Genomic DNA, 18674 nt, shown 5'->3' on the forward strand with positions numbered 1-18674 from the left:
GAAAAGAACACGTTCGAGGAAACGGCTCAACAAAATGAGTGCCATCATTCGCACGCTGGCGGCTGCCGCGGTTCTTGCGGTAACGCCGTTCGCCGCCTGCTTTGGCGCAGACACGATCCGCGTTGCAGTGCAGAAAACCGGCACCTTTGCCTGGGAACTGGCGGTGATCCGCGCGCATGGCCTCGACAAGAAGGCCAATCTTGCGATCGAGGCCACCGAGCTCGCAAGCCCGGAGGCGGGCAAGATCGCGCTCCGCGCCGGCAATGCCGACGTCATGGTCTCCGATTGGCTGTGGGTGTCTCGCGAGCGGACGCTCGGCGCCAAGCTCGCCTTCTATCCCTATTCGAGCGCGCTGGGCGCAGTGATGGTGCCGACCTCCTCGCCGATCCGTTCGCTCACCGATCTCCGGGGGCGCAAGCTTGCCGTTGCCGGCGGACCGATCGACAAGAGTTGGCTGCTGCTGCAGGCGTCGCTGAAGCAGGACGGTCTCGACCTGAAGTCGGCGGCGACCATCGTCTATGGCGCGCCGCCGCTGCTCGCGGCCAAGGCGGCAGGCGGCGAGGTCGATGCTGTCGTCAACTACTGGAATTTCTGCGCCGCGCTGGAAGCCAAGGGCTTTCGCCGCGTCGCCGGCATCGAGGACATCCTGCCGAAACTCGGCGCCAAGGGTCGCATCGCGATGGTCGGCTATGTCTTCGACGAAGGCTGGGCCAACGCGAACCGGGATGCGGTCGAGCGTTTCATCACGATGACCCGTGCTGCCAAGGAGATCCTCACGAAGTCCGACGACGAATGGGAGAAGATCGCGCGCCTGACCGGTGCCCCGGACGCCGCAACGCTGCACGCCTATCGCGACCGCTATCGCGAAGGCATTCCGCGCCGCCCGATCGCGGACGAAGAGGCCGACGCACGGGTGCTCTACCGGGTGCTCGCCAAGATCGGCGGCAGCGAGCTGGTGGGATCGGCAACCGAGCTTGACCCCGGCACGTTCTATCACGCGATTCCGGGAGATTGAGCCGTGGTGCGCCTTCTCTCCTTCCTCCTGTTCCTTGCGACGTGGTGGCTCGCAGCGCTCCTGACCGGTGACGTGAAGCTCCCGGCGCCGCCGGCGGTGCTGGCGGTGATCCTAAGAGAAGCGGCATCCGGCGCGCTGTTCATCAATCTCGGCGTTACGCTGGCGCGAGTCGCCCTGTCCTTCACGCTCGCAATGGCGCTGGGCGCCGCCATCGGCTACCTGATGGGCCGGGTCAAGCTCGCCGACAGGATCGGCGATCCCTGGCTGATCCTGCTGCTCAATCTGCCCGCACTTGTCGTCATCGTGCTCGCCTATATCTGGGCGGGGCTCACCGAGGTCGCCGCGATTGCGGCGATCGCCGTCAACAAGCTTCCGACCGCGGTCGTTACGCTGCGCGAGGGCGCGCGGGCGCTCGACCGCTCGCTGGACGAGATGGCAAGCGTGTTCGCGATCCCGCGCGGAAGAGCGTTCCGGCACGTGATCCTGCCGCAGCTTGGGCCCTATATCGCGGCTGCCGCGCGATCGGGGCTCTCGCTGGTCTGGAAGATCGTGCTGGTTGCGGAATATCTCGGACGTCCGAACGGCGTCGGCTTCGAGATCGGCGTCGCCTTTCAGTTGTTCGATATTCCGCTGCTGCTCGCCTATTCGCTGACCTTTGCCGCGGTCGTACTGGTGATCGAGACGGTGCTGGTACAGCCATTCGAACTTCGCGCATCCCGGTGGCGGCCCCGTGCAGCTTGAGGTCGACATCACCGGTAAGCATTTCGAGAGTGCGGCGGGCGAGCGGCACGACGTGCTCGCGGGCGTCAAGTTCTCGCTTCACGCCGGCGAAGTCGGCGTGTTCGTCGGCCCCTCCGGCTGCGGCAAGAGCACGATGCTGAAGATCCTGGCCGGCCTCGACCACGACTATCAGGGAAAGGTCTCGCGTCCAACAGCGGCGCGGCTCGGGATGGTGTTTCAGGAGCCGCGGCTTTTGCCGTGGCGGTCGGTCGAGGACAATATCCGGCTCGCTGCGCCACATATTGACGAGAAACGGCTCTCGGAACTGTTCGCCATCCTGGAACTGACGGAGCATCGCAGTCATTTCCCCGGCGAGCTCTCGCTTGGTCTCGCGCGCCGCGTCGCGCTTGCGCGAGCCTTCGCGATCGAGCCGGATTTCCTCATTCTCGACGAGCCACTGGCTTCACTCGACGATGCGCTCGCCGCTCACCTGCGCGAGCAGATCGCAACGCTGGTGGAAAGCCGCTCGATGATGACGCTGCTGGTCACGCATAATCTCGACGATGCCGTTTATCTTGGCGACCGGCTGTTCCTGCTGTCGGCGCGGCCGGCCAGGATTCTGCAGGAAGTGCCGATCCCGACACCGCGCGCGCGACGGAGCGCTGCCGAGATCAACCACATCAAGGCCGACCTGGTGCGGCGGCGGCTTGCAAAGATATGAGACGTGGTCTTCATATTGAGAAAATTATATCGAGAAAAGATTGGGAGCTCACGATGCCGCGCCGATTGATTGCTGTCGCCCTCCTGCTGGTCGCACTGCCCGGCGAACTCAGCGCGCAGACCAAAGGTAAAGGCATCAGGCTCTGGAATCTCACGACGTCAACCATCTCCGGCTTCCAACTTTCGCCGGTCGGTAAGAACGATTGGGGGCCCAATCAGACCCTGAATGACAAGGACAAGGAGGTCGACCACGACGAGCGGCTGCGCCTCGTGGGCGTCGAGCCCGGACGCTACGACGCCAAGGTGAGTTATGCCGGCGCCAGGCAGTGCTTCGTCCGCGACATCGAGATCAAGGCCGACGCGGTGTTCTCGATCTCTGACAAGGATCTGAAGGACTGCAACAAATAGGCTCAGCCCGCGATCGGAGCCGCCGTCTTTTCCGCTCGATCATTGCTGTGCGGATATTCGCAGCGCCATTTGACCGCGGTCCACTTCGGATGCTCGCCGACCCATTGCGCAATGTAGGGCGGAGCCGCCATCGCACATTGCCGCAGCGAACCGTTGAAGGAGAACACCAGATGGGTCTCCTCGCAGGTGGCGGGCGACAGCACGGCACAGACGGTCACGATGAGATCGATCGGATTCATGCCTCAAATCCCTGGTGCTTCGGTGAAGTAACAGCACAGCAAGCTACGTGGGCGGCGAGGCCAGGTTTCGCCTCACCGTGAAAGCCGGAACCACTGCGGGAGGTTCCTAGAAATTCATGCCAAACACAAGCCGCGCCTGATGGCGCTCGAAATTGACCAGATCGAGCGCCGCAGCCGATCCGGCAGGACGCCCCCAGGCCTGCACGCTCCAGGCCGCGGTCAGCCGCGCACGTTCCGAGAGCTGGAGATAGGCGACCGGACCGATGAACAAGGCCTGCCCCTCGAACTCGTTCAGCCCGATCCCGTCATAATGGCGGAGATAGCGCGCCTCGCCGCCAACGAAAACGCCGGGCCTGATCTGCGCCATCAGCCCGACGGCCGCGCCAACCGTCGCCTCCTGTTCCGCAGCGCGCGAGGCAAGAAAACGCGTCCATTCCGGCTGATAGATGAAATTGAGTGCCGCGATCAGGAAGTTCGGTACCAACTCGCGATCGAAGGCCAACCTCAATTCAGTGCCGAAATTGCGGATGCGATCGGCTGTGGTCTCGTCGATCCGGTCGGAGTGGCTTTCCACTGCGAGGGTCAGGCCGAACGGCGCCGTCTCGCGGTCGAGAAATCGGTAACGGACATCCAAAGAAAGACCTTGCCAGGTCAATTGACGCCGATCTTCAAAGCCGGGAATGCCGTAGATCTGGTGCGCCACAAAGGCGCCGCCAAGCTCGATGCGAATGTCGCGGGCCGGCACGAATTCGAGTTCGAACTCCTGGGTAACCGCACGATAGCTGCCACCATTCCTGGAAAAGCTTCCCGTGGTCTCGGTCTGGAATTCACGCTCGCCGACACGCCCGATGTCGGTGCCGATCAGGAAGCCAAACAGATGCTCGGTATCGATTTCCTCGGCACGCGCACCGACGGCAGCAAGCAGTGCGAAAAAGCACACGGCAGCCGCCCGGAGCATCGTTGTGCGAAAAGACATCTCAGTCCCGAGAGCGAATCGAAAGCATCAGCAGCGCCGACAAGAACATTCCTATCACAACGTCCTGTCGAGCGGCAGCGATTGGAAGCTTGATTGCAAGGACCATTTCGGCTGCAATGCAAGACCCGGGAAGGGCCCGCGGAAGAACAATCGCTTCAGGGAGAATAAACCGAATGGCACGAGTTCTGGTACTTTATAAAACGCCGAAAAACGCCGAGGCCTTCGACAAGTATTACGCATCGGTGCACATTCCGCTGGCCAAGAAGATCCCGGGACTGAAGAAATACGACATCAGCACGGCTCCGCTCAGGACGCCAGCGGGCGAGAGCAACGTCCACCTTGCGGCAACGCTGTATTTCGACTCGCTCGACGCGCTGAAGGCAGGCATGGGATCGGCGGAAGGAAAGGCGGCAGGCGCGGATCTCGCCAACTTTGCCGATGGCGGCGCCGATCTCTACATTTTCGATACGAAGGAAGTTTAAGGGCGTCTCACACAGAGCCCAACAAATGTGAGCCTGACGAATTCGCCTGCCTCGGCTTGCGCAGATAGCGCTGCGCGAGCCGGGCAGGCGCTTGACGCTTACTTGCGTGACGCGCAGGCGTACATGTTGATTTCCATGCCGACCTGCACTTCGACGATCTTCGGAGTCTTCCAGCTCATTCGATCCTCCCAAATGGCTTGGCGCGAGGTTCACGCCAAGGTCGAACCTATGGCCAGCTCACGCGTGGCGCAAGTGGACAAGATCGACCAGCGAGCGCATCTGTGCCGCAGTTGAGCGCCGATAGTTCCCTCCTGGACAAACAAGTTCCCTCTTGGGCAAAGCCTGTCACGCTGGGCACACACGCGCACGCGAGTGCTTCAACGATCGATCGCACGACACAGCGTGAGGCGTGACGCCGTTCAAGAGCAACGCGCTCAGCAATCGTTGTCCTTGTTCGCCATCTGGCCTTCGGACTTCTTTCCTTCGGCTTGCTGTGCTGCCGTGGGCTCGCCCTGCATCTGCCGCTGCACATCCTGCGAGGATGTGGCGACATCTTCGGTGGCCCTATTCATCGTGCTGGTCGGCGGATGCTCCTTGTCGCTCGCCATGCCCGTTGTGGTCTGGCTGCTGGTCGATGCCGGGCCAGAACCCGCATCCTTATTGGCGCTTTGGCCTTGGGTATTGCAGGGACCTGCCAGCGCGGCGCCGGCGCTCAGCACCAGGATGGAGCAACCCGCAAAGATGGTGCGTCTTGTGCTCATGTCTCGTCTCCTTCTCGAATCGGCGCGTGCCCCTGCACGCCGGGATCACGGAAGAACCGAAGCACGCGTCCCAGGTTCCGGGTGGCGAGGTGAAATCCGATGCTGTTCACTGCCGCCGTTCACGCCGCATCAGTTGCAAGCGCTTTTCGAGGCCTCGCATGAGAACGTCATCCCGCCTCTTACTCGTTCCATTCATCATGATCGCTGTTGCATCGCCAGCCGCCGCCGAGGAACGGCGCCAGCCCGGGCAGACGCAGATGCCGGCGACGCTGACCGGCAAGGAACGGCTCGGCAAGAAATGGATGGACGAGCAGCGGATCGACAATTGCAATGTGCCGTCCGACAAGCGCGGCTCCAGGCCGCGGCCCGCAGCCTGCTCGCACGGGCCTGCCAGCTAGAGAGCATGGTCCGGAAAAGTGCAAACCGGTTTTCCGAAAAGGCCATGCTCAAACAAAGACCCTGTCATCCTATCGCAATAGCCGCAGCAGGGCGCGACCGGCGGGCGACTGCAGTTCCTTGGCGTCAAGCGTTCCATCCTTGTCCGGATTGGCCGCGTTGAAGCGCTGCTCCACGACCGCAAGATATTCATCCTGCGTCAGCGTTCCGTCATGGTCAGGATCGGCAGCCGCCAATTCCTTGGCGCTGAGGCGGCCGCGCAATTCTCGCGCATCGAGCGTGCCGTCATGATCCCCGTCCAGTTTGGCAAACAGCGCCGATGCCGCCTTCTTCACCTCGGCCAGATCGAGAGTGCCATCATTGTCGGTGTCGAACGTCTTGATCGGGTCGGCGCGCTTCGGGGCGGCCAGAGCCGGGGCCGAAAACACCGCAGCGGCTAAAATCAAGACAAAAAGACCACGCAATTTCATCTCTCATCTCCCTTGGCAGAGCCTCTACGACAAGGGCAGCAGAGAAGCTTGCATGGATGGCAGAGCGCACGCCGGCCGCCCACGGCGCGCTTTATGATCTAGTCCGAAGTCGCCGAAAACTCCGCGGCGGAGCCGGCCTGCTGCTGCCGGTGGACGGCTGACGGCACGATGCCGAAATACTTCCGGAACACGCGGCTGAAATGCGAAGAGCTGGAAAAGCCCCAGGAGAATGCGACGTCCGTGATCGTCTTGCCGGGCTGCGCTTCCAGTTCCTCGCGGCAATGCTGCAGCCGGGCGCGCCAGATATAGTCGCTCACGGTCATGCCGCGCTCGCTGAACAGCATGTGGAGATAGCGCTTGGTGCAGCCTAGCGCGGTCGAGATCTGGTCGATGCAGAGATCCGGATCGCGCAGGTGTTCGCGGATGAAGAACTGGGCTCGGATATAGGTCGCCTCCGCACCGCCATGGTTGAACGTCGTCTCGGCTTCACGCAGCGGCAACAGCAACAGATCGATCAACGAATCGGCGACGCCCATCGCATTGTAGGGAGACAGCCGGCTCGCCTCGGAAAAGGCCGCATGCACGAAATCGTAGGCGATACGGCCGGTGCCGCTGCGGGCCGAGAGCTTGCAGGCCGGCATCCGCGCGGAACGAAAACCGCGCTCCTGCAACAGCGCCTTCGGCACGATCACGACCTCATGTCGCGTCAGCGACGGGCTGATAATGGTGTGCGGGCTGGAAACGTCATAGGCGAGGCAATCGCCGGGAACGAGCTCGAAATGGCGGCCGTCCTGCTCGAAATAGGAGGTGCCATGGGTCTGGAACAGGATTTTGATGTAGGGATGGTCGCTCAGTTTCGAGCGCGCATTGACATGCGCGATACGGTGCTGGCTCACCTCGATCTGGCAGAGTTTCAGCCGCGAGACGGTGGTATAATTGACCCGTGCCTCGAGCGTGGACGCGTCCATCGGGTCGACATCAAACCGGCCGCATAGATCGGTCAGTGCATCTGTCCAACACTGGACCTGCTTCTTCGGCGTCAATCCGGAGGTAGTGAGCGAACGGACGGTATCGGGCATATCCAGCCACCGATTCGAGATGAAAGCGTGACTGCTCGCCGCGAGAGGCTTTGGTCACCGTGAAGTACCGTTACCTCAATCTTAACGCGGTCTTTGACCCCTGAGCAGCGTTCCTCCTGACAACCTTAAGGATTAATCCTCGACTTTACTGCAAGTGCCGTCAAGGGAAATCAGTCTCGCGCGCCCGCGAGGGACGTTACGCCCGCGCTCACTGCGCTGCACTGCAAGCAAAAAAGTTCTTCGAGTTTCACTTCTGAGCAAGCCGCCCTTCTCTCTTGGGCAAGTCGCGCGTCGACGAAGGGGATAGGAGGAGGAACCAAAAAAATGGGCCGTTTCGATTGAAAGCGGAAGGTCATCATTGGGAGGAAATCACTATGCGCAAGGTGCTAATCGCGACCTCTATCGGCGCCGTGGCGGCGCTCGGCGGAGGTGCTGCCAGTGCCAACGAAGAACTCAGCAAGATGACGCAAAACCCGAAGGACTGGGTTATGCCGGCGGGTGACTATGCCAACACGCGCTACTCGAAGCTGAATCAGATCAACGCCTCGAACGTTGGAAAGTTGCAGGTCGCCTGGACATTTTCGACCGGCGTGCTGCGTGGCCATGAGGGCGGGCCGCTGATCATCGGCAACATGATGTACGTGCACACGCCCTTCCCGAACAAGGTCTATGCTCTTGATCTGTCGCAGGACAACAAGATTGTCTGGAGGTACGAGCCGAAGCAGGATCCGAACGTGATCCCGGTGATGTGCTGCGACACGGTGAATCGTGGCGTGGCCTATGGCGACGGCAAGATCTTCCTGCACCAGGCCGACACCTCGCTGGTGGCACTCGACGCCAAGACCGGCAAGGTGGAGTGGACGGCCAAGAACGGTGATCCTGGCAAGGGCGAGACCGGCACATCCGCACCGCTGGTCGTGAAGGACAAGGTGCTGGTCGGCATCTCCGGCGGCGAGTTCGGCGTGCAATGCCACGTGACCGCCTACGACACGAAGAGCGGCAAGCAGGTCTGGCGCGCCTATTCCGAAGGGCCAGATGATCAGATCAAGATCGATCCCGAGAAGACCACCGCTCTTGGCAAGCCGGTCGGCAAGGACTCGAGCCTCAAGACCTGGCAGGGCGACCAGTGGAAGACCGGCGGCGGCTGCACCTGGGGCTGGTTGTCGTACGACCCGACGCTCGACCTCGTCTATTACGGTTCGGGCAATCCCTCGACCTGGAACCCAAAGCAGCGTCCGGGCGACAACAAGTGGTCGATGACCATCTTCGCGCGCAGTCCGGATAACGGCATGGCCAAGTGGGTCTATCAGATGACGCCCCATGACGAATGGGACTATGACGGCGTCAACGAGATGATCCTGACCGACCAGCCCTTCAACGGTCAGGAGCGCAAGCTGCTGACGCACTTCGATCGTAACGGCTTGGCCTATACGCTCGATCGCACCAACGGCGAACTGCTCGTCGCCGAGAAGTATGACCCGAAGGTCAACTGGACCAGCGGCGTCGACATGAACAAGAGCTCGCCGACCTACGGCCGGCCGAAGGTCCTCGACCAATATTCGACCGACAAGCAGGGCGAAGATGTCAACGTCAAGGGCATCTGCCCGGCTGCGCTCGGCAGCAAGGACGAGCAGCCGGCAGCCTACTCGCCGGAGACGCAACTGTTCTACGTGCCGACCAACCACGTCTGCATGGACTATGAACCGTTCAAGGTGAGCTACACCGCGGGCCAGCCCTATGTCGGCGCGACGCTCTCGATGTATCCGCCTCCCGGCGAATCCCACATGGGCAACTTCATCGCCTGGGACAACAAGACCGGAAAGATCGTCTGGTCGAACAAGGAGCAGTTCTCGGTCTGGTCAGGCGCGCTTGCGACCGCCGGCGGCGTGGTGTTCTACGGCACGCTCGAAGGCTATCTCAAGGCGGTCGACGCCAAGACCGGCAAGGAGCTCTACAAGTTCAAGACTCCGTCCGGCATCATCGGCAACGTCACGACCTATGAGCAGGGTGGCAAACAGTATGTGGCCATACTCTCGGGTGTCGGCGGCTGGGCAGGCATCGGCCTTGCTGCAGGCCTGACCGATCCGACTGCCGGTCTCGGCGCGGTCGGCGGCTATGCGGCGCTGAGCAACTATACCGCCCTCGGCGGAACGCTCACCGTGTTCTCCCTCCCGCAGTGAGCCGAACGTCGTTCCGGCGCGTGGACCATCCACGCGCCGGTTTTGCCTGTATCTGATCTCGAGGACATGCTCTTGCGTAAAAGCTGGTTTGTGGTTGCGGCGATGATCATCGCCGTATCTGGAGGATTCGCCTTCGCCGACGATGCGGTCGATCCGGCCGCCGTGAAGGAAGAGAACGGCAAATATCTGGACAAGGAAGGTAACCCGACCTTCAAGGTCGCAGCCGACGGGTCGGTGGATTGGTACACCTACTCCGGATACCGGCGCTATCATTCGGAATGCCATGTCTGCCATGGCCCGGATGGCATGGGCTCGACCTATGCACCGGCATTGGCGAGTTCGCTGAAGACCATGAGCTATGCCGATTTTCTGGGCGTCGTCGCCAGCGGCCGCAAGAACGTCAGTACCGCACAGGAAAATGTCATGCCGGCATTCGGTGACAATCCAAACGTCGCCTGCTACATGGACGACCTCTATGTCTACCTGCGCGCCCGCGCCAATGACGCGGTGGGGCGCGTACGCCCCGCAAAGCATGAAGAGAAGCCCGCCGCCTATAAGCAGGCGGAAGAGTCCTGCATGGGCAAGAATTGAAGCTGCGGAGCGCGGGCGACAACACGCTTTACGGAGAGATCAACATGAAGACACGCGCTGCCGTCGCATTCGAAGCCAAGAAGCCGCTTGAGATCGTCGAGCTCGACCTGGAAGGCCCGAAGGCCGGTGAAGTCCTGGTCGAGATCAAGGCGACCGGCATCTGTCATACCGATGCCTACACGCTTGACGGCTTCGACAGCGAGGGAATCTTCCCTTCCATCCTCGGCCATGAGGGCGCCGGCATCGTCCGCGAGGTCGGTGCAGGCGTGACCTCGGTGAAGCCGGGCGATCACGTGATCCCGCTCTACACGCCCGAATGCAGGCAGTGCAAAAGCTGCCTGAGCCAGAAGACCAACCTCTGCACCGCGATCCGCGCCACTCAGGGCAAGGGCGTGATGCCGGATGGCACCTCGCGCTTCAGCTACAAGGGCCAGACCATCTACCACTACATGGGTTGCTCGACCTTCTCGAACTACACGGTGCTGCCGGAGATCGCGGTGGCGAAGATCCGCGAGGACGCTCCGTTCGACAAGAGCTGCTATGTCGGCTGCGGCGTGACCACCGGCGTCGGCGCCGTGGTCAACACCGCCGAGGTCACGCCAGGCTCCAACGTCGTGGTGTTCGGCCTCGGCGGTATCGGGCTCAACGTGATCCAGGGCGCCAAGATGGTCGGCGCGGACAAGATAATCGGCGTTGACATCAACGACTCCAAGGAAGATTGGGGCCGCCGCTTCGGCATGACGCATTTCGTCAATCCGACGAAAGTCGGCGGCGATATCGTCCAGCATCTGGTCGGACTCACCGATGGCGGCGCCGATTACACCTTCGACTGCACCGGCAACACCAATGTGATGCGCCAGGCGCTGGAAGCCTGCCACCGCGGCTGGGGCGTCTCCGTGATCATCGGCGTTGCGGAATCCGGCAAGGAGATCGCGACCCGGCCGTTCCAGCTCGTCACCGGACGGGTCTGGAAGGGCACGGCCTTCGGCGGCGCGCGCGGCCGCACCGACACGCCGAAGATCGTCGACTGGTACATGAACGGAAAGATCCAGATCGATCCGATGATCACCCACGTGCTCAAGCTCGAGGACATCAACAAGGGATTCGACTTGATGCACGAGGGCAAGTCGATCCGTTCGGTCGTCGTCTACTAGGGCGTGATCCGAATCGGAGTGCCAGGTCGGCGGAAGCGGACCCGGCTCCCCGAAAGGGTCATGCTCCAGCAAAAGGTGGAACGGGATCACGATGTCCCGTTCCAGAATCAACGTGTCAAACACCAGGAGGATTGACCCATGACTGTTCATCTCCACCCGTCGATTGACAACGGCATCCAAAAGGGCTCGGGCAACTTTGCCGGTGGCACGCTGGTCTGCAAATGCTCGGACCGACCGGTGAAGGTCGAGATCAAGGGCGACGTCGCACATAACCACGCCTGTGGCTGCACCAAATGCTGGAAGCCGGAAGGGGCGATGTTCTCGGTCGTTGCGGTGGTACCGAGACAGAACCTGACGGTCCTGGAAAACGGCGACAAGCTGCAGATCGTCGACCCCGCGGCCGTGATCCAGCGCTATGCCTGCAAGGATTGCGGCACGCATATGTACGGGCGGATTGAGAACAAGGCGCATCCGTTCTACGGCCTTGACTTCATCCATCCCGAACTATTCCAGGAAAGCGGCTCGGCGGCGCCGGGATTTGCTGCGTTCGTCTCGTCGGTGATCGAGTCCGGCGCCAAGCCGGAGGACATGCCGGCGATCCGCGGCCGGCTGAAGGAATTGGGACTCGAGCCCTATGACTGCCTGTCGCCGGCGCTGATGGATGCGATCGCGACTCACGTCGCGAAATCCAAGGCTGCTTAACAAGGCTGCCTGATTTGCCCGCGCTCCCGCTGGCGGTGCTCGACCGCCAGCGGTGCCATCTGCGCCCGCACCGCAGCATTTTCCGCTGCACGCGCCCATCCTTCATATTGCTCCCGTAAATAGGTCAGTTCCGCCTTTTCCCGATCCGCGTCTGCCTCGCGCGGTGAATTTTTCGTCGGCCGCGTTTGCAAAAATATCCTGACGATCTAACATCACTGACGGTCGGCCCCGCTTTTGACAAACGGCAAATGCAGAACACCGGGCTGTGAAGTCACTGTCGCATCGGTTTCTGATAACATTTGTTTTTCCCGATGCGCGCGGGCGGCGCATTTCATTTGAACATAGCAAAGGAGCAGCCGGACACGGACTACCGATCGTGCAACGGGCTCCCCTTAAACATCTCCAAGGACCTGCCCGCCACACGAGACCCAGAAGAAGTGGTCGCGAGCGCAGGGAGAAATATGTTCTCGCTTGCGGCCTGCAGACATCAACAGCTTAAGAAGAGCGAGGGACGATCATGGTCAAGTTGAAGATTAATGGTCAGGAACAGAATTGGGATGGCGATCCCGATCTTCCGCTACTCTGGTTCATCCGTGACGAAATAGGACTCACCGGCACCAAATTCGGTTGCGGTCAGGCGCTGTGCGGCTCCTGCACCGTGATCATGGACAAGCAGGCGGTGCGCGCCTGTGTCACCTCGGTGTCGGATGCGTCCGGACGCGAGGTCACCACCATCGAGGGCTTGCATCCGGCCGGCGACCACCCGGTGCAGAAGGCTTGGCGCCAGCTCAACGTGCCGCAATGCGGCTATTGCCAGGCCGGCCAGATCATGCAGGCCGCTGCGCTGCTGATGGACAATCCCAAGCCATCGCACGACCAGATCCGCGAAGCCATGTCCGGCAACATCTGCCGCTGCGGCTGCTACCAGCGGATCGAGAACGCAGTTCATCTCGCATCGACGGGGGTGTGACATGAATATCCTCACCAATCCCAACAAGCTTCGCGGTTTCGAGAAGCACATCAAGGTCGAGAACGTTTCGCGCCGCAGCATCCTGAAGACCTTAGGGCTGGCCGGCGGGTTCGTGCTCGCTGCACCTGTGATGATACGACCGAGCTTTGCCTACGAGACCGGCGCGGGGAAGATGCCGCACGGCGTCGTCGTCGACCCGCGCGTCTTCGTCTCAATCGCGCCTGACGGTATCGTCACGATCGTGGCGCACCGCTCCGAGATGGGAACCGGTGTGCGCACCAGCCTGCCGCTGATCGTGGCCGAAGAGCTGGAAGCCGACTGGTCGCGCGTCCGCGTCCAGCAGGCGCATGGCGATGAGGTCAAGTTCGGCAACCAGGATACCGACGGCTCGCGCAGCACGCGCCACTACCTGATCCCGATGCGCCAGATCGGCGCCTCGGCCCGCACCATGCTGGAGCAAGCCGCGGCGAAACGCTGGGGCGTGCCGGCGAGCGAGGTGAAGGCGGTCCGTCATGAAGTCGTCCACAGCGCGAGCGGGCGCAAGCTCGGCTTCGGCGAACTCGCGGCCGATGCCGCAAAGGAGTCGGTACCGAGCATCGAAGGCCTGAAGCTCAAGAACCCCAAGGACTTCCGGTACCTCGGCAAGGGCGAGATCGGCATGGTCGATCTCCACGACATCACGACGGGCGCCGCCCGCTATGGCGCCGACGTGCGGCTGCCGGGGATGAAATATGCCGTCATCGCCCGTCCGCCGGTGACCGGCGGCAAGCTCGTCTCCTTCGACGGCGCCGAAGCGCTGAAAGTCTCCGGCGTCGAGAAGGTGATGGAAGTGAAGGGATGGCCGTGGCCGTCGAAATTCCAGCCGCTCGGCGGGGTGGCCGTGATCGCACGCAATACCGGCGCTGCGATCAAGGGCTGCAATGCGCTGAAGGTGACCTGGGATGACGGCGCCAACGCCAAATACGACTCGGTCGCCTATCGCGCCGAGCTCGAAGCAGCCGCGCGCAAGCCAGGTCTTGTCGTGCGCAAGGAAGGCGATGCCGAGACGGCGTTGAAGAGCGCCGACAAGGTCATCGTCGGCGAGTACTACCTGCCCCATTTCGCCCATGTCAGTATGGAACCGCCGGTCGCGGTCGCCAACGTCAAGGGCGACAAGGCGGAAATCTGGGCCCCCGTGCAGAGCCCGGGCGGAACGCGCGAGGACGTCGCCAAGACGCTCGGCATCCCCGAAGAGAACGTGACCGTCAACGTCACGCTGCTTGGCGGCGGTTTCGGGCGCAAGTCGAAATGCGACTTCGCGCTTGAGGCCGCGCTGCTCTCGAAGGAGCTGGGGGTGCCTGTGAAGGTACAGTGGACGCGCGAAGACGACGTGCGCCATGACTTCCTCCATACTGTCTCGGTCGAGCGGATCGAGGCGGGGCTGGACAAGAATGGCAAGGTGATCGCCTGGCGCCATCGCAGCGTGGCTCCGTCGATCGCCTCGACCTTCGCCGCCGGGACCGTCCACCAGGCGCCGTTCGAGCTTGGCATGGGGCTGATCGACAATCCGTTCGAGATCGCCAACCTGCAGTGCGAGAATCCGGAAGCGGCCGCACATACCCGCATCGGCTGGTTCCGTTCGGTCTCGAACATCCCGCGCGCCTTCGCGGTGCAGTCGATGGTCGCCGAAATCGCCCAGGCCACCAACCGCGATCCGAAGGATATGCTGCTGGAGCTGATCGGTTCGCCGCGGATCGTCAATCTGTCCTCGGTGAAGGATCCCTGGAACTACGGCGAGCCCTATGACAGCTACCCGATCGACACCGCGCGGCTGCGCAAGGTGGTCGAACTGGTCGCCGACAAGGGCGGCTGGGGACGCTCGGTACCCAAGGGCCATGGCCTCGGCATCGCGGTGCACAGGAGCTTCGTCAGCTACATCGCGACCATCGTCGAGGTGGCTGTCGACGATAAGGGCAAGCTGACGGTGCCGAGGGTCGACACCGCGATCGATTGCGGCACCTATGTCAACCCCGAGCGCATCCAGTCGCAGATCGAGGGCGCGGCAATCATGGGCCTGAGCCTTGCCAAGTATGGCGAGGTCACCTTCAAGGACGGCAAGGTGCAGCAGGGCAATTTCGACGATCACCCGGTGATCCGGATCGACGAGGCCCCTGCCGTGACCAATGTCTACATCGTGCCGCCCCCGAGCCCCGATACGCCGCCAAGCGGCGTCGGCGAACCCGGCGTGCCGCCATTCGCACCGGCGCTGATCAATGCGATCTTCGCCGCGACCGGCAAGCGCATCCGTGCGATGCCGATCGGCAAGCAACTGGAGGCATGACGCGGAACGCAAACTCGCACCAACCGTTTCATCGGTCTGGAGAGGAGACAGATCGATGAAACACAATTTCCCGGCGCTCGCGGTGTCCCTACTGGCGGGCGCCTTTCTTTTGAATGCGCAAGCAGCGAACGCACAAGCGAACACGTCACCACCCGCGACTGCCACGCGGCCGGCGAAGACGCCCGCGGAGCAGAATTCCCTGCCGAACAACGCCCCACCGGCCACCACCAACCAGACCACAGGAGAAGCCAGCCGCGATCCGACGGTCAAGAAGATGAACGAGGACGAGAAGGCGAAGGTCGACAACAAAGGCAAGTAATCCCTAACGAAGAACGGCGGACCTTTCGGTCCGCCGCTTTGTCCCCCCGCTCCGCCGCGTCGCTATTTCTTGACCGCGAACACCCAGACGACGCCGCCCTGGGGAACGTTGTTCTCCACGCCGACATTCTGGGTGGCCAAGGCATCCTGGATACGCTGCGCGTCGACGCCCCAGCCCGACTGGATCGCGATATATTGCGTGCCGTCGACCTCATAGGACATCGGCATGCCCATGATGCCGGAATTGGTCTTCTGCTCCCACAGCAGCTCGCCACTCTTGGCATCGAAGGCGCGGAAGTTGCGATCGTTGGTGCCTCCGGCAAAGACCAGATCACCCGCGGTCGCGAGCACCGAACCGAACAGTTGCGATTTCGGGAAGGTGTGCGACCAGACCTTCTTGCCGCTGGCTGGATCCCAAGCCTGCAACTCGCCCATGTGAGTGGCGCCGGGGCGCACGGTCAGACCGATATCCTCCGGCTTGGTGCCGAGCCAGAGCTGGCCGGGAACCAGCGGTGTTTTCTCGCCGGAGAAGCCGCCGCAGAAGTTCTCGTTGGCGGGAACGTAGACGAGCTTGGTCTTCTGGCTATAGGCCGCCGAGGGCCAATCCTTGCCGCCCCACAGCGACGGACAGAACTCGACCCGCTTGCCGAGCACCGGCTTGTGCTCGGGATCGACGATCGGCCTGCCGGTCTCCTTCTCGATGCCTTTCCAAACATTGGTGTACACGAACGGCCAGCCGGTCACATAGTTGATGCGATCGGGCTTCGCTTCGAGAACCCAGAAGATCGCATCGCGCCCGGGGTGAATGAGCGCCTTGAACGGACGGCCTTCCCGTTCCACGTTGACCAGGATCGGCGCTTCGACCTCATCCCAGTCCCAGGAATCGTTCTGGTGATACTGGAAGTGGGTCTTGATCTTGCCGGTGTCCGGATCGAGCGCGAGCACTGAGCTGGTGTAGAGGTTGTCGCCAGCATGCGCCGAGCCGGGCCATGGTGCGGCGTTGCCGACGCCCCAATAGATCGTCTTGGTGTCCTTGTCGTAATTGCCGGTCATCCAGGCCGATCCGCCGCCGGTCTTCCAGTCGTCGCCGCTCCACGTCTCGCTGCCGGGCTCGCCGGGAGCAGGAATAGTGAAGGTCCGCCACAGCTCCTTGCCGCTGTTGGCGTCATATGCGACGACATAACCACGGACGCCGAATTCGCCGCCGGAGCCGCCGACGATGACCTTGCCGTCGACGATCAGCGGCATCAGGGTCATGTACTGGCCCTTCTTGTAATCCTGCACCTTCGTATCCCAGACCACCTTGCCGGTCTTGGCATCGAGCGCGACCACATGGTCATCCGTCGTGGCAAGATAGAGCTTGTCCTGCCACAGGCCGACGCCGCGGCTGGTCGGATGCAACTGGAACAGATCTTCCGGAAGTTGCCGCTTGTAGCGCCAATATTCGTCGCCGGTCTTGGCGTTGAGCGCGATCACCTGCCCCATCGGGGTTGCAACGAACATCACGCCGTTGTTGACGATCGGCGGCGCCTCGTGGCCTTCGATCACGCCGGTGGAGAACGTCCATACCGGCGTCAGGCTCTTGACGTTCGAGGTGTTGATCTGCTCAAGCGGGCTATAGCCCTGCCCGTCATAGGTCCGCCGATACAGCATCCAGTTGCCCGGCTCGGGATTTTCGAGACGCGCCGAGGTCACCGGGCTGTAATTCTCGATCGGGCCAGCCACCGCGGCGGTTGAGACAAGGCACGCGAACGCCGCTGCACTCGTAAGAAGCCATTGTTTCCTGCTCATTAGATGCTACCTCCCTGCTTTGCTTTTCATTTACGATCTTTCGCAACTTTTAGTTGCATAAATCCAGTTCGATCGCGTTGCCTGATCCTTTGCCTCAAACACCTACCTTTCCTACGAACGCCGCAGACACTGTGAGCGAACCGTCAGTAAGAGCCAACGGAAGCGCCGCCAGACGACGGGTTGCCGGCCCGAACACGACGTCCGCGTTGTGCCGCGGGTCATATTCGGAATTGTGGCAAAAACACTTGAGGACCTTCTGGTCGCTTTCGGCCGCCTTCACCCAACCCGTGATCGGACATCCGGCATGCGCGCAGATCACTGAATAGGCGACGATGCCGTCGGCCGAACGCGCGCGCGTGTCATCATCGAGTTCATCGGGATTTAGCCTGATGACGAGCACTTCATTCAAACGCGAACCTTTGCGGACCACCGAGGTGGCGGGATCCTTCGGCCAGGCGCGTACCGGAGGGCCGCCTAGCTTGAGGTCGTCGGACTTGATGACTTGGCCGGCGCGGTCGCCTTCGGAGATAACGAGGAGATCGCCCTTCTTCGGCCGATCGCTGCTGCCGGGCTGATCCTCTTGCGCCGCAACAGGCGAGGCGGCCGCAACGCAGGCGCCGGTGGCAAGAACCTTCAGAAGCGAACGACGTGTCTGGTCTGGATGGTGCATCTCGAGTTCCATCTTGAGTTGAGGTGTAACACCGAGCTTGAATTCAGACCCGGTGCAAATGAGCGCCGGAACTCTGCCGAAAACAAGGCAATCAATGACTCCGTTGCAGCGGGTGGTTTTTTCTCTTGCCGTTCGTTGTCGACAGCAGCCGCGATGCTCAAGCCCTCATCACATCACGCGCGAGCGGCAATGCAATGATGATTTTTCGTATCAGGTTGGACGCTCCTGAATTTGTGCGGCGCGCCAAGGAACGTGTGCGATGCGGATGCAGGTGAGAGCGTCAAACGTATTAGCCCGCTAACACATCCGCGCTCACGCTCGCGAGAGATGCGCGCGCGAATGATGGGTTTCGCTTCGCTCTACCCATCCTACGATGTCGTCCCTGCGGAAGCAGGCACCCATAACCACAGGGAGGTGTTGCGGCGCCAACGAGCAGTTGCAGCGGAGCACATCACAAGCGCCTGCGGTTATGGGTCCCGGGTCCCGGCTACGCCTAAGAGCTTCGCCGCGGCGCGCAAGCCCGGGACGACGGGGGAAAGGTCTGATTTCAAATTTCAAACAGCGGAGGGGATGTGAGTCCGCGTTCTCGCGGCGCTTTGCGCCCGAGGTTTGCATCTCGTTTCACCCTCCTCGATATCAGAGGGCGCAGGGAAAGCCGGGTGCCGGTTGCACCCATGGGTCCCGTGCAACAAAAAGCACGGGGGTAGGACCA

The 18674-nt window shown here is 62.0% G+C and carries 21 protein-coding genes; 13 read left to right on the plus strand and 8 right to left on the minus strand.

Annotation, left to right across the window (positions count from 1 at the left end):
• Positions 1-34: 34 nt before the first annotated feature.
• The 4 genes from ACZXDY_RS33990 to ACZXDY_RS34005 are packed head-to-tail and all read left to right on the plus strand — an operon-like array spanning position 35 to position 2863.
• The gene (locus ACZXDY_RS33990; RefSeq protein WP_464348546.1) at positions 35-1015 is read left to right on the plus strand and encodes an ABC transporter substrate-binding protein; all 981 of its coding nucleotides are present in this window, start codon (positions 35-37) and stop codon (positions 1013-1015) included.
• A 3-nt stretch (positions 1016-1018) separates the two neighbouring features.
• Positions 1019-1756: an ABC transporter permease gene (locus tag ACZXDY_RS33995; protein WP_028162636.1), complete on the plus strand. Its 738-nt coding sequence runs from the start codon at positions 1019-1021 to the stop codon at positions 1754-1756.
• A complete protein-coding gene (locus ACZXDY_RS34000) occupies positions 1746-2456 on the plus strand; it encodes an ABC transporter ATP-binding protein (protein WP_464348547.1) in 711 nt (236 codons plus the stop codon). Before ACZXDY_RS33995 ends, ACZXDY_RS34000 begins: the two co-directional genes overlap by 11 nt.
• Before the next feature lie 53 nt (positions 2457-2509).
• Positions 2510-2863, plus strand: coding sequence for a hypothetical protein (locus ACZXDY_RS34005; protein ID WP_464348548.1), 354 nt, complete (start codon positions 2510-2512; stop codon positions 2861-2863).
• Positions 2864-2865: 2 nt separating this feature from the next.
• Here the strand turns inward: ACZXDY_RS34005 and ACZXDY_RS34010 are convergent, their stop codons facing one another.
• Both ACZXDY_RS34010 and ACZXDY_RS34015 read right to left on the minus strand, forming a co-directional pair.
• Positions 2866-3102 (minus strand): hypothetical protein, encoded by a 237-nt coding sequence (locus ACZXDY_RS34010; RefSeq protein ID WP_028162639.1) that lies wholly within the window; start codon positions 3100-3102, stop codon positions 2866-2868.
• Positions 3103-3208: 106 nt separating this feature from the next.
• Positions 3209-4042: a hypothetical protein gene (locus ACZXDY_RS34015; RefSeq protein WP_464348549.1), complete on the minus strand. Its 834-nt coding sequence runs from the start codon at positions 4040-4042 to the stop codon at positions 3209-3211.
• 209 nt (positions 4043-4251) lie between these two features.
• On the opposite strand from ACZXDY_RS34015, the gene ACZXDY_RS34020 reads away from it, so the two are divergent.
• Positions 4252-4560, plus strand: coding sequence for an EthD family reductase (locus ACZXDY_RS34020; RefSeq protein WP_028162641.1), 309 nt, complete (start codon positions 4252-4254; stop codon positions 4558-4560).
• Positions 4561-4658: 98 nt separating this feature from the next.
• Here ACZXDY_RS34020 and pqqA read toward each other — a convergent pair whose 3' ends face one another.
• Positions 4659-4739 carry a pyrroloquinoline quinone precursor peptide PqqA gene (gene pqqA, locus ACZXDY_RS34025; protein WP_035689484.1) on the minus strand — a complete coding sequence of 27 codons (81 nt, stop codon included), beginning with the start codon at positions 4737-4739 and terminating at the stop codon, positions 4659-4661.
• 255 nt (positions 4740-4994) lie between these two features.
• A complete protein-coding gene (locus ACZXDY_RS34030) occupies positions 4995-5321 on the minus strand; it encodes a hypothetical protein (protein ID WP_464348550.1) in 327 nt (108 codons plus the stop codon).
• A gap of 158 nt (positions 5322-5479) precedes the next feature.
• On the opposite strand from ACZXDY_RS34030, the gene ACZXDY_RS34035 reads away from it, so the two are divergent.
• The gene (locus tag ACZXDY_RS34035) at positions 5480-5719 is read left to right on the plus strand and encodes a hypothetical protein (RefSeq protein ID WP_464348551.1); all 240 of its coding nucleotides are present in this window, start codon (positions 5480-5482) and stop codon (positions 5717-5719) included.
• Between the two features lie 69 nt (positions 5720-5788).
• Here the strand turns inward: ACZXDY_RS34035 and ACZXDY_RS34040 are convergent, their stop codons facing one another.
• Together ACZXDY_RS34040 and ACZXDY_RS34045 are read right to left on the minus strand one after the other, a co-directional pair.
• On the minus strand, positions 5789-6187 hold the full coding sequence (locus tag ACZXDY_RS34040; protein WP_051396578.1) for an EF-hand domain-containing protein: 399 nt from the start codon (positions 6185-6187) through the stop codon (positions 5789-5791).
• A 98-nt stretch (positions 6188-6285) separates the two neighbouring features.
• Positions 6286-7266, minus strand: a complete 981-nt coding sequence (locus ACZXDY_RS34045) for a helix-turn-helix domain-containing protein (RefSeq protein WP_028162645.1) — start codon at positions 7264-7266, stop codon at positions 6286-6288.
• A 374-nt stretch (positions 7267-7640) separates the two neighbouring features.
• Between ACZXDY_RS34045 and xoxF5 the strand changes: the two genes are divergently transcribed.
• From xoxF5 to ACZXDY_RS34080, 7 genes are all read left to right on the plus strand, one after another.
• On the plus strand, positions 7641-9446 hold the full coding sequence (gene xoxF5 / locus ACZXDY_RS34050) for a lanthanide-dependent methanol dehydrogenase XoxF5 (RefSeq protein ID WP_464348552.1): 1806 nt from the start codon (positions 7641-7643) through the stop codon (positions 9444-9446).
• A 102-nt stretch (positions 9447-9548) separates the two neighbouring features.
• Positions 9549-10037, plus strand: coding sequence for a c-type cytochrome, methanol metabolism-related (locus tag ACZXDY_RS34055; RefSeq protein WP_208822168.1), 489 nt, complete (start codon positions 9549-9551; stop codon positions 10035-10037).
• 44 nt (positions 10038-10081) lie between these two features.
• Positions 10082-11191, plus strand: a complete 1110-nt coding sequence (locus ACZXDY_RS34060; RefSeq protein ID WP_464348553.1) for an S-(hydroxymethyl)glutathione dehydrogenase/class III alcohol dehydrogenase — start codon at positions 10082-10084, stop codon at positions 11189-11191.
• A 138-nt stretch (positions 11192-11329) separates the two neighbouring features.
• Positions 11330-11893 carry an S-(hydroxymethyl)glutathione synthase gene (gene gfa / locus ACZXDY_RS34065; protein ID WP_028162649.1) on the plus strand — a complete coding sequence of 188 codons (564 nt, stop codon included), beginning with the start codon at positions 11330-11332 and terminating at the stop codon, positions 11891-11893.
• Between the two features lie 517 nt (positions 11894-12410).
• Complete coding sequence (locus ACZXDY_RS34070; RefSeq protein ID WP_028162650.1) at positions 12411-12863, plus strand: (2Fe-2S)-binding protein; 453 nt, start codon at positions 12411-12413, stop codon at positions 12861-12863.
• Position 12864: 1 nt separating this feature from the next.
• On the plus strand, positions 12865-15183 hold the full coding sequence (locus ACZXDY_RS34075) for a xanthine dehydrogenase family protein molybdopterin-binding subunit (protein ID WP_028162651.1): 2319 nt from the start codon (positions 12865-12867) through the stop codon (positions 15181-15183).
• Positions 15184-15238: 55 nt separating this feature from the next.
• On the plus strand, positions 15239-15502 hold the full coding sequence (locus ACZXDY_RS34080; protein ID WP_028162652.1) for a hypothetical protein: 264 nt from the start codon (positions 15239-15241) through the stop codon (positions 15500-15502).
• Positions 15503-15564: 62 nt separating this feature from the next.
• Here ACZXDY_RS34080 and ACZXDY_RS34085 read toward each other — a convergent pair whose 3' ends face one another.
• Both ACZXDY_RS34085 and ACZXDY_RS34090 read right to left on the minus strand, forming a co-directional pair.
• Positions 15565-17292, minus strand: a complete 1728-nt coding sequence (locus ACZXDY_RS34085; RefSeq protein WP_456642587.1) for a methanol/ethanol family PQQ-dependent dehydrogenase — start codon at positions 17290-17292, stop codon at positions 15565-15567.
• A gap of 94 nt (positions 17293-17386) precedes the next feature.
• On the minus strand, positions 17387-17962 hold the full coding sequence (locus ACZXDY_RS34090) for a QcrA and Rieske domain-containing protein (protein ID WP_464348554.1): 576 nt from the start codon (positions 17960-17962) through the stop codon (positions 17387-17389).
• Positions 17963-18674: the final 712 nt, after the last annotated feature.

The sequence above is a fragment of the Bradyrhizobium sp. LeoB3 genome (assembly GCF_055456055.1).

What these genes read in the sequence shown, in the direction of transcription:
- ACZXDY_RS33990 (WP_464348546.1), top strand. Translation starts at nt 35, where the DNA reads ATGAGTGCCATCATTCGCACGCTGGCGGCTGCCGCGGTTCTTGCGGTA.
- ACZXDY_RS34005 (WP_464348548.1), top strand. Translation starts at nt 2,510, where the DNA reads ATGCCGCGCCGATTGATTGCTGTCGCCCTCCTGCTGGTCGCACTGCCC.
- ACZXDY_RS34010 (WP_028162639.1), bottom strand. Translation starts at nt 3,102, where the DNA reads ATGAATCCGATCGATCTCATCGTGACCGTCTGTGCCGTGCTGTCGCCC.
- ACZXDY_RS34020 (WP_028162641.1), top strand. Translation starts at nt 4,252, where the DNA reads ATGGCACGAGTTCTGGTACTTTATAAAACGCCGAAAAACGCCGAGGCC.
- pqqA (WP_035689484.1), bottom strand. Translation starts at nt 4,739, where the DNA reads ATGAGCTGGAAGACTCCGAAGATCGTCGAAGTGCAGGTCGGCATGGAA.
- ACZXDY_RS34030 (WP_464348550.1), bottom strand. Translation starts at nt 5,321, where the DNA reads ATGAGCACAAGACGCACCATCTTTGCGGGTTGCTCCATCCTGGTGCTG.
- ACZXDY_RS34035 (WP_464348551.1), top strand. Translation starts at nt 5,480, where the DNA reads ATGAGAACGTCATCCCGCCTCTTACTCGTTCCATTCATCATGATCGCT.
- ACZXDY_RS34040 (WP_051396578.1), bottom strand. Translation starts at nt 6,187, where the DNA reads ATGAAATTGCGTGGTCTTTTTGTCTTGATTTTAGCCGCTGCGGTGTTT.
- ACZXDY_RS34045 (WP_028162645.1), bottom strand. Translation starts at nt 7,266, where the DNA reads ATGCCCGATACCGTCCGTTCGCTCACTACCTCCGGATTGACGCCGAAG.
- xoxF5 (WP_464348552.1), top strand. Translation starts at nt 7,641, where the DNA reads ATGCGCAAGGTGCTAATCGCGACCTCTATCGGCGCCGTGGCGGCGCTC.
- ACZXDY_RS34055 (WP_208822168.1), top strand. Translation starts at nt 9,549, where the DNA reads ATGATCATCGCCGTATCTGGAGGATTCGCCTTCGCCGACGATGCGGTC.
- ACZXDY_RS34060 (WP_464348553.1), top strand. Translation starts at nt 10,082, where the DNA reads ATGAAGACACGCGCTGCCGTCGCATTCGAAGCCAAGAAGCCGCTTGAG.
- gfa (WP_028162649.1), top strand. Translation starts at nt 11,330, where the DNA reads ATGACTGTTCATCTCCACCCGTCGATTGACAACGGCATCCAAAAGGGC.
- ACZXDY_RS34070 (WP_028162650.1), top strand. Translation starts at nt 12,411, where the DNA reads ATGGTCAAGTTGAAGATTAATGGTCAGGAACAGAATTGGGATGGCGAT.
- ACZXDY_RS34075 (WP_028162651.1), top strand. Translation starts at nt 12,865, where the DNA reads ATGAATATCCTCACCAATCCCAACAAGCTTCGCGGTTTCGAGAAGCAC.
- ACZXDY_RS34080 (WP_028162652.1), top strand. Translation starts at nt 15,239, where the DNA reads ATGAAACACAATTTCCCGGCGCTCGCGGTGTCCCTACTGGCGGGCGCC.
- ACZXDY_RS34085 (WP_456642587.1), bottom strand. Translation starts at nt 17,292, where the DNA reads ATGAGCAGGAAACAATGGCTTCTTACGAGTGCAGCGGCGTTCGCGTGC.
- ACZXDY_RS34090 (WP_464348554.1), bottom strand. Translation starts at nt 17,962, where the DNA reads ATGCACCATCCAGACCAGACACGTCGTTCGCTTCTGAAGGTTCTTGCC.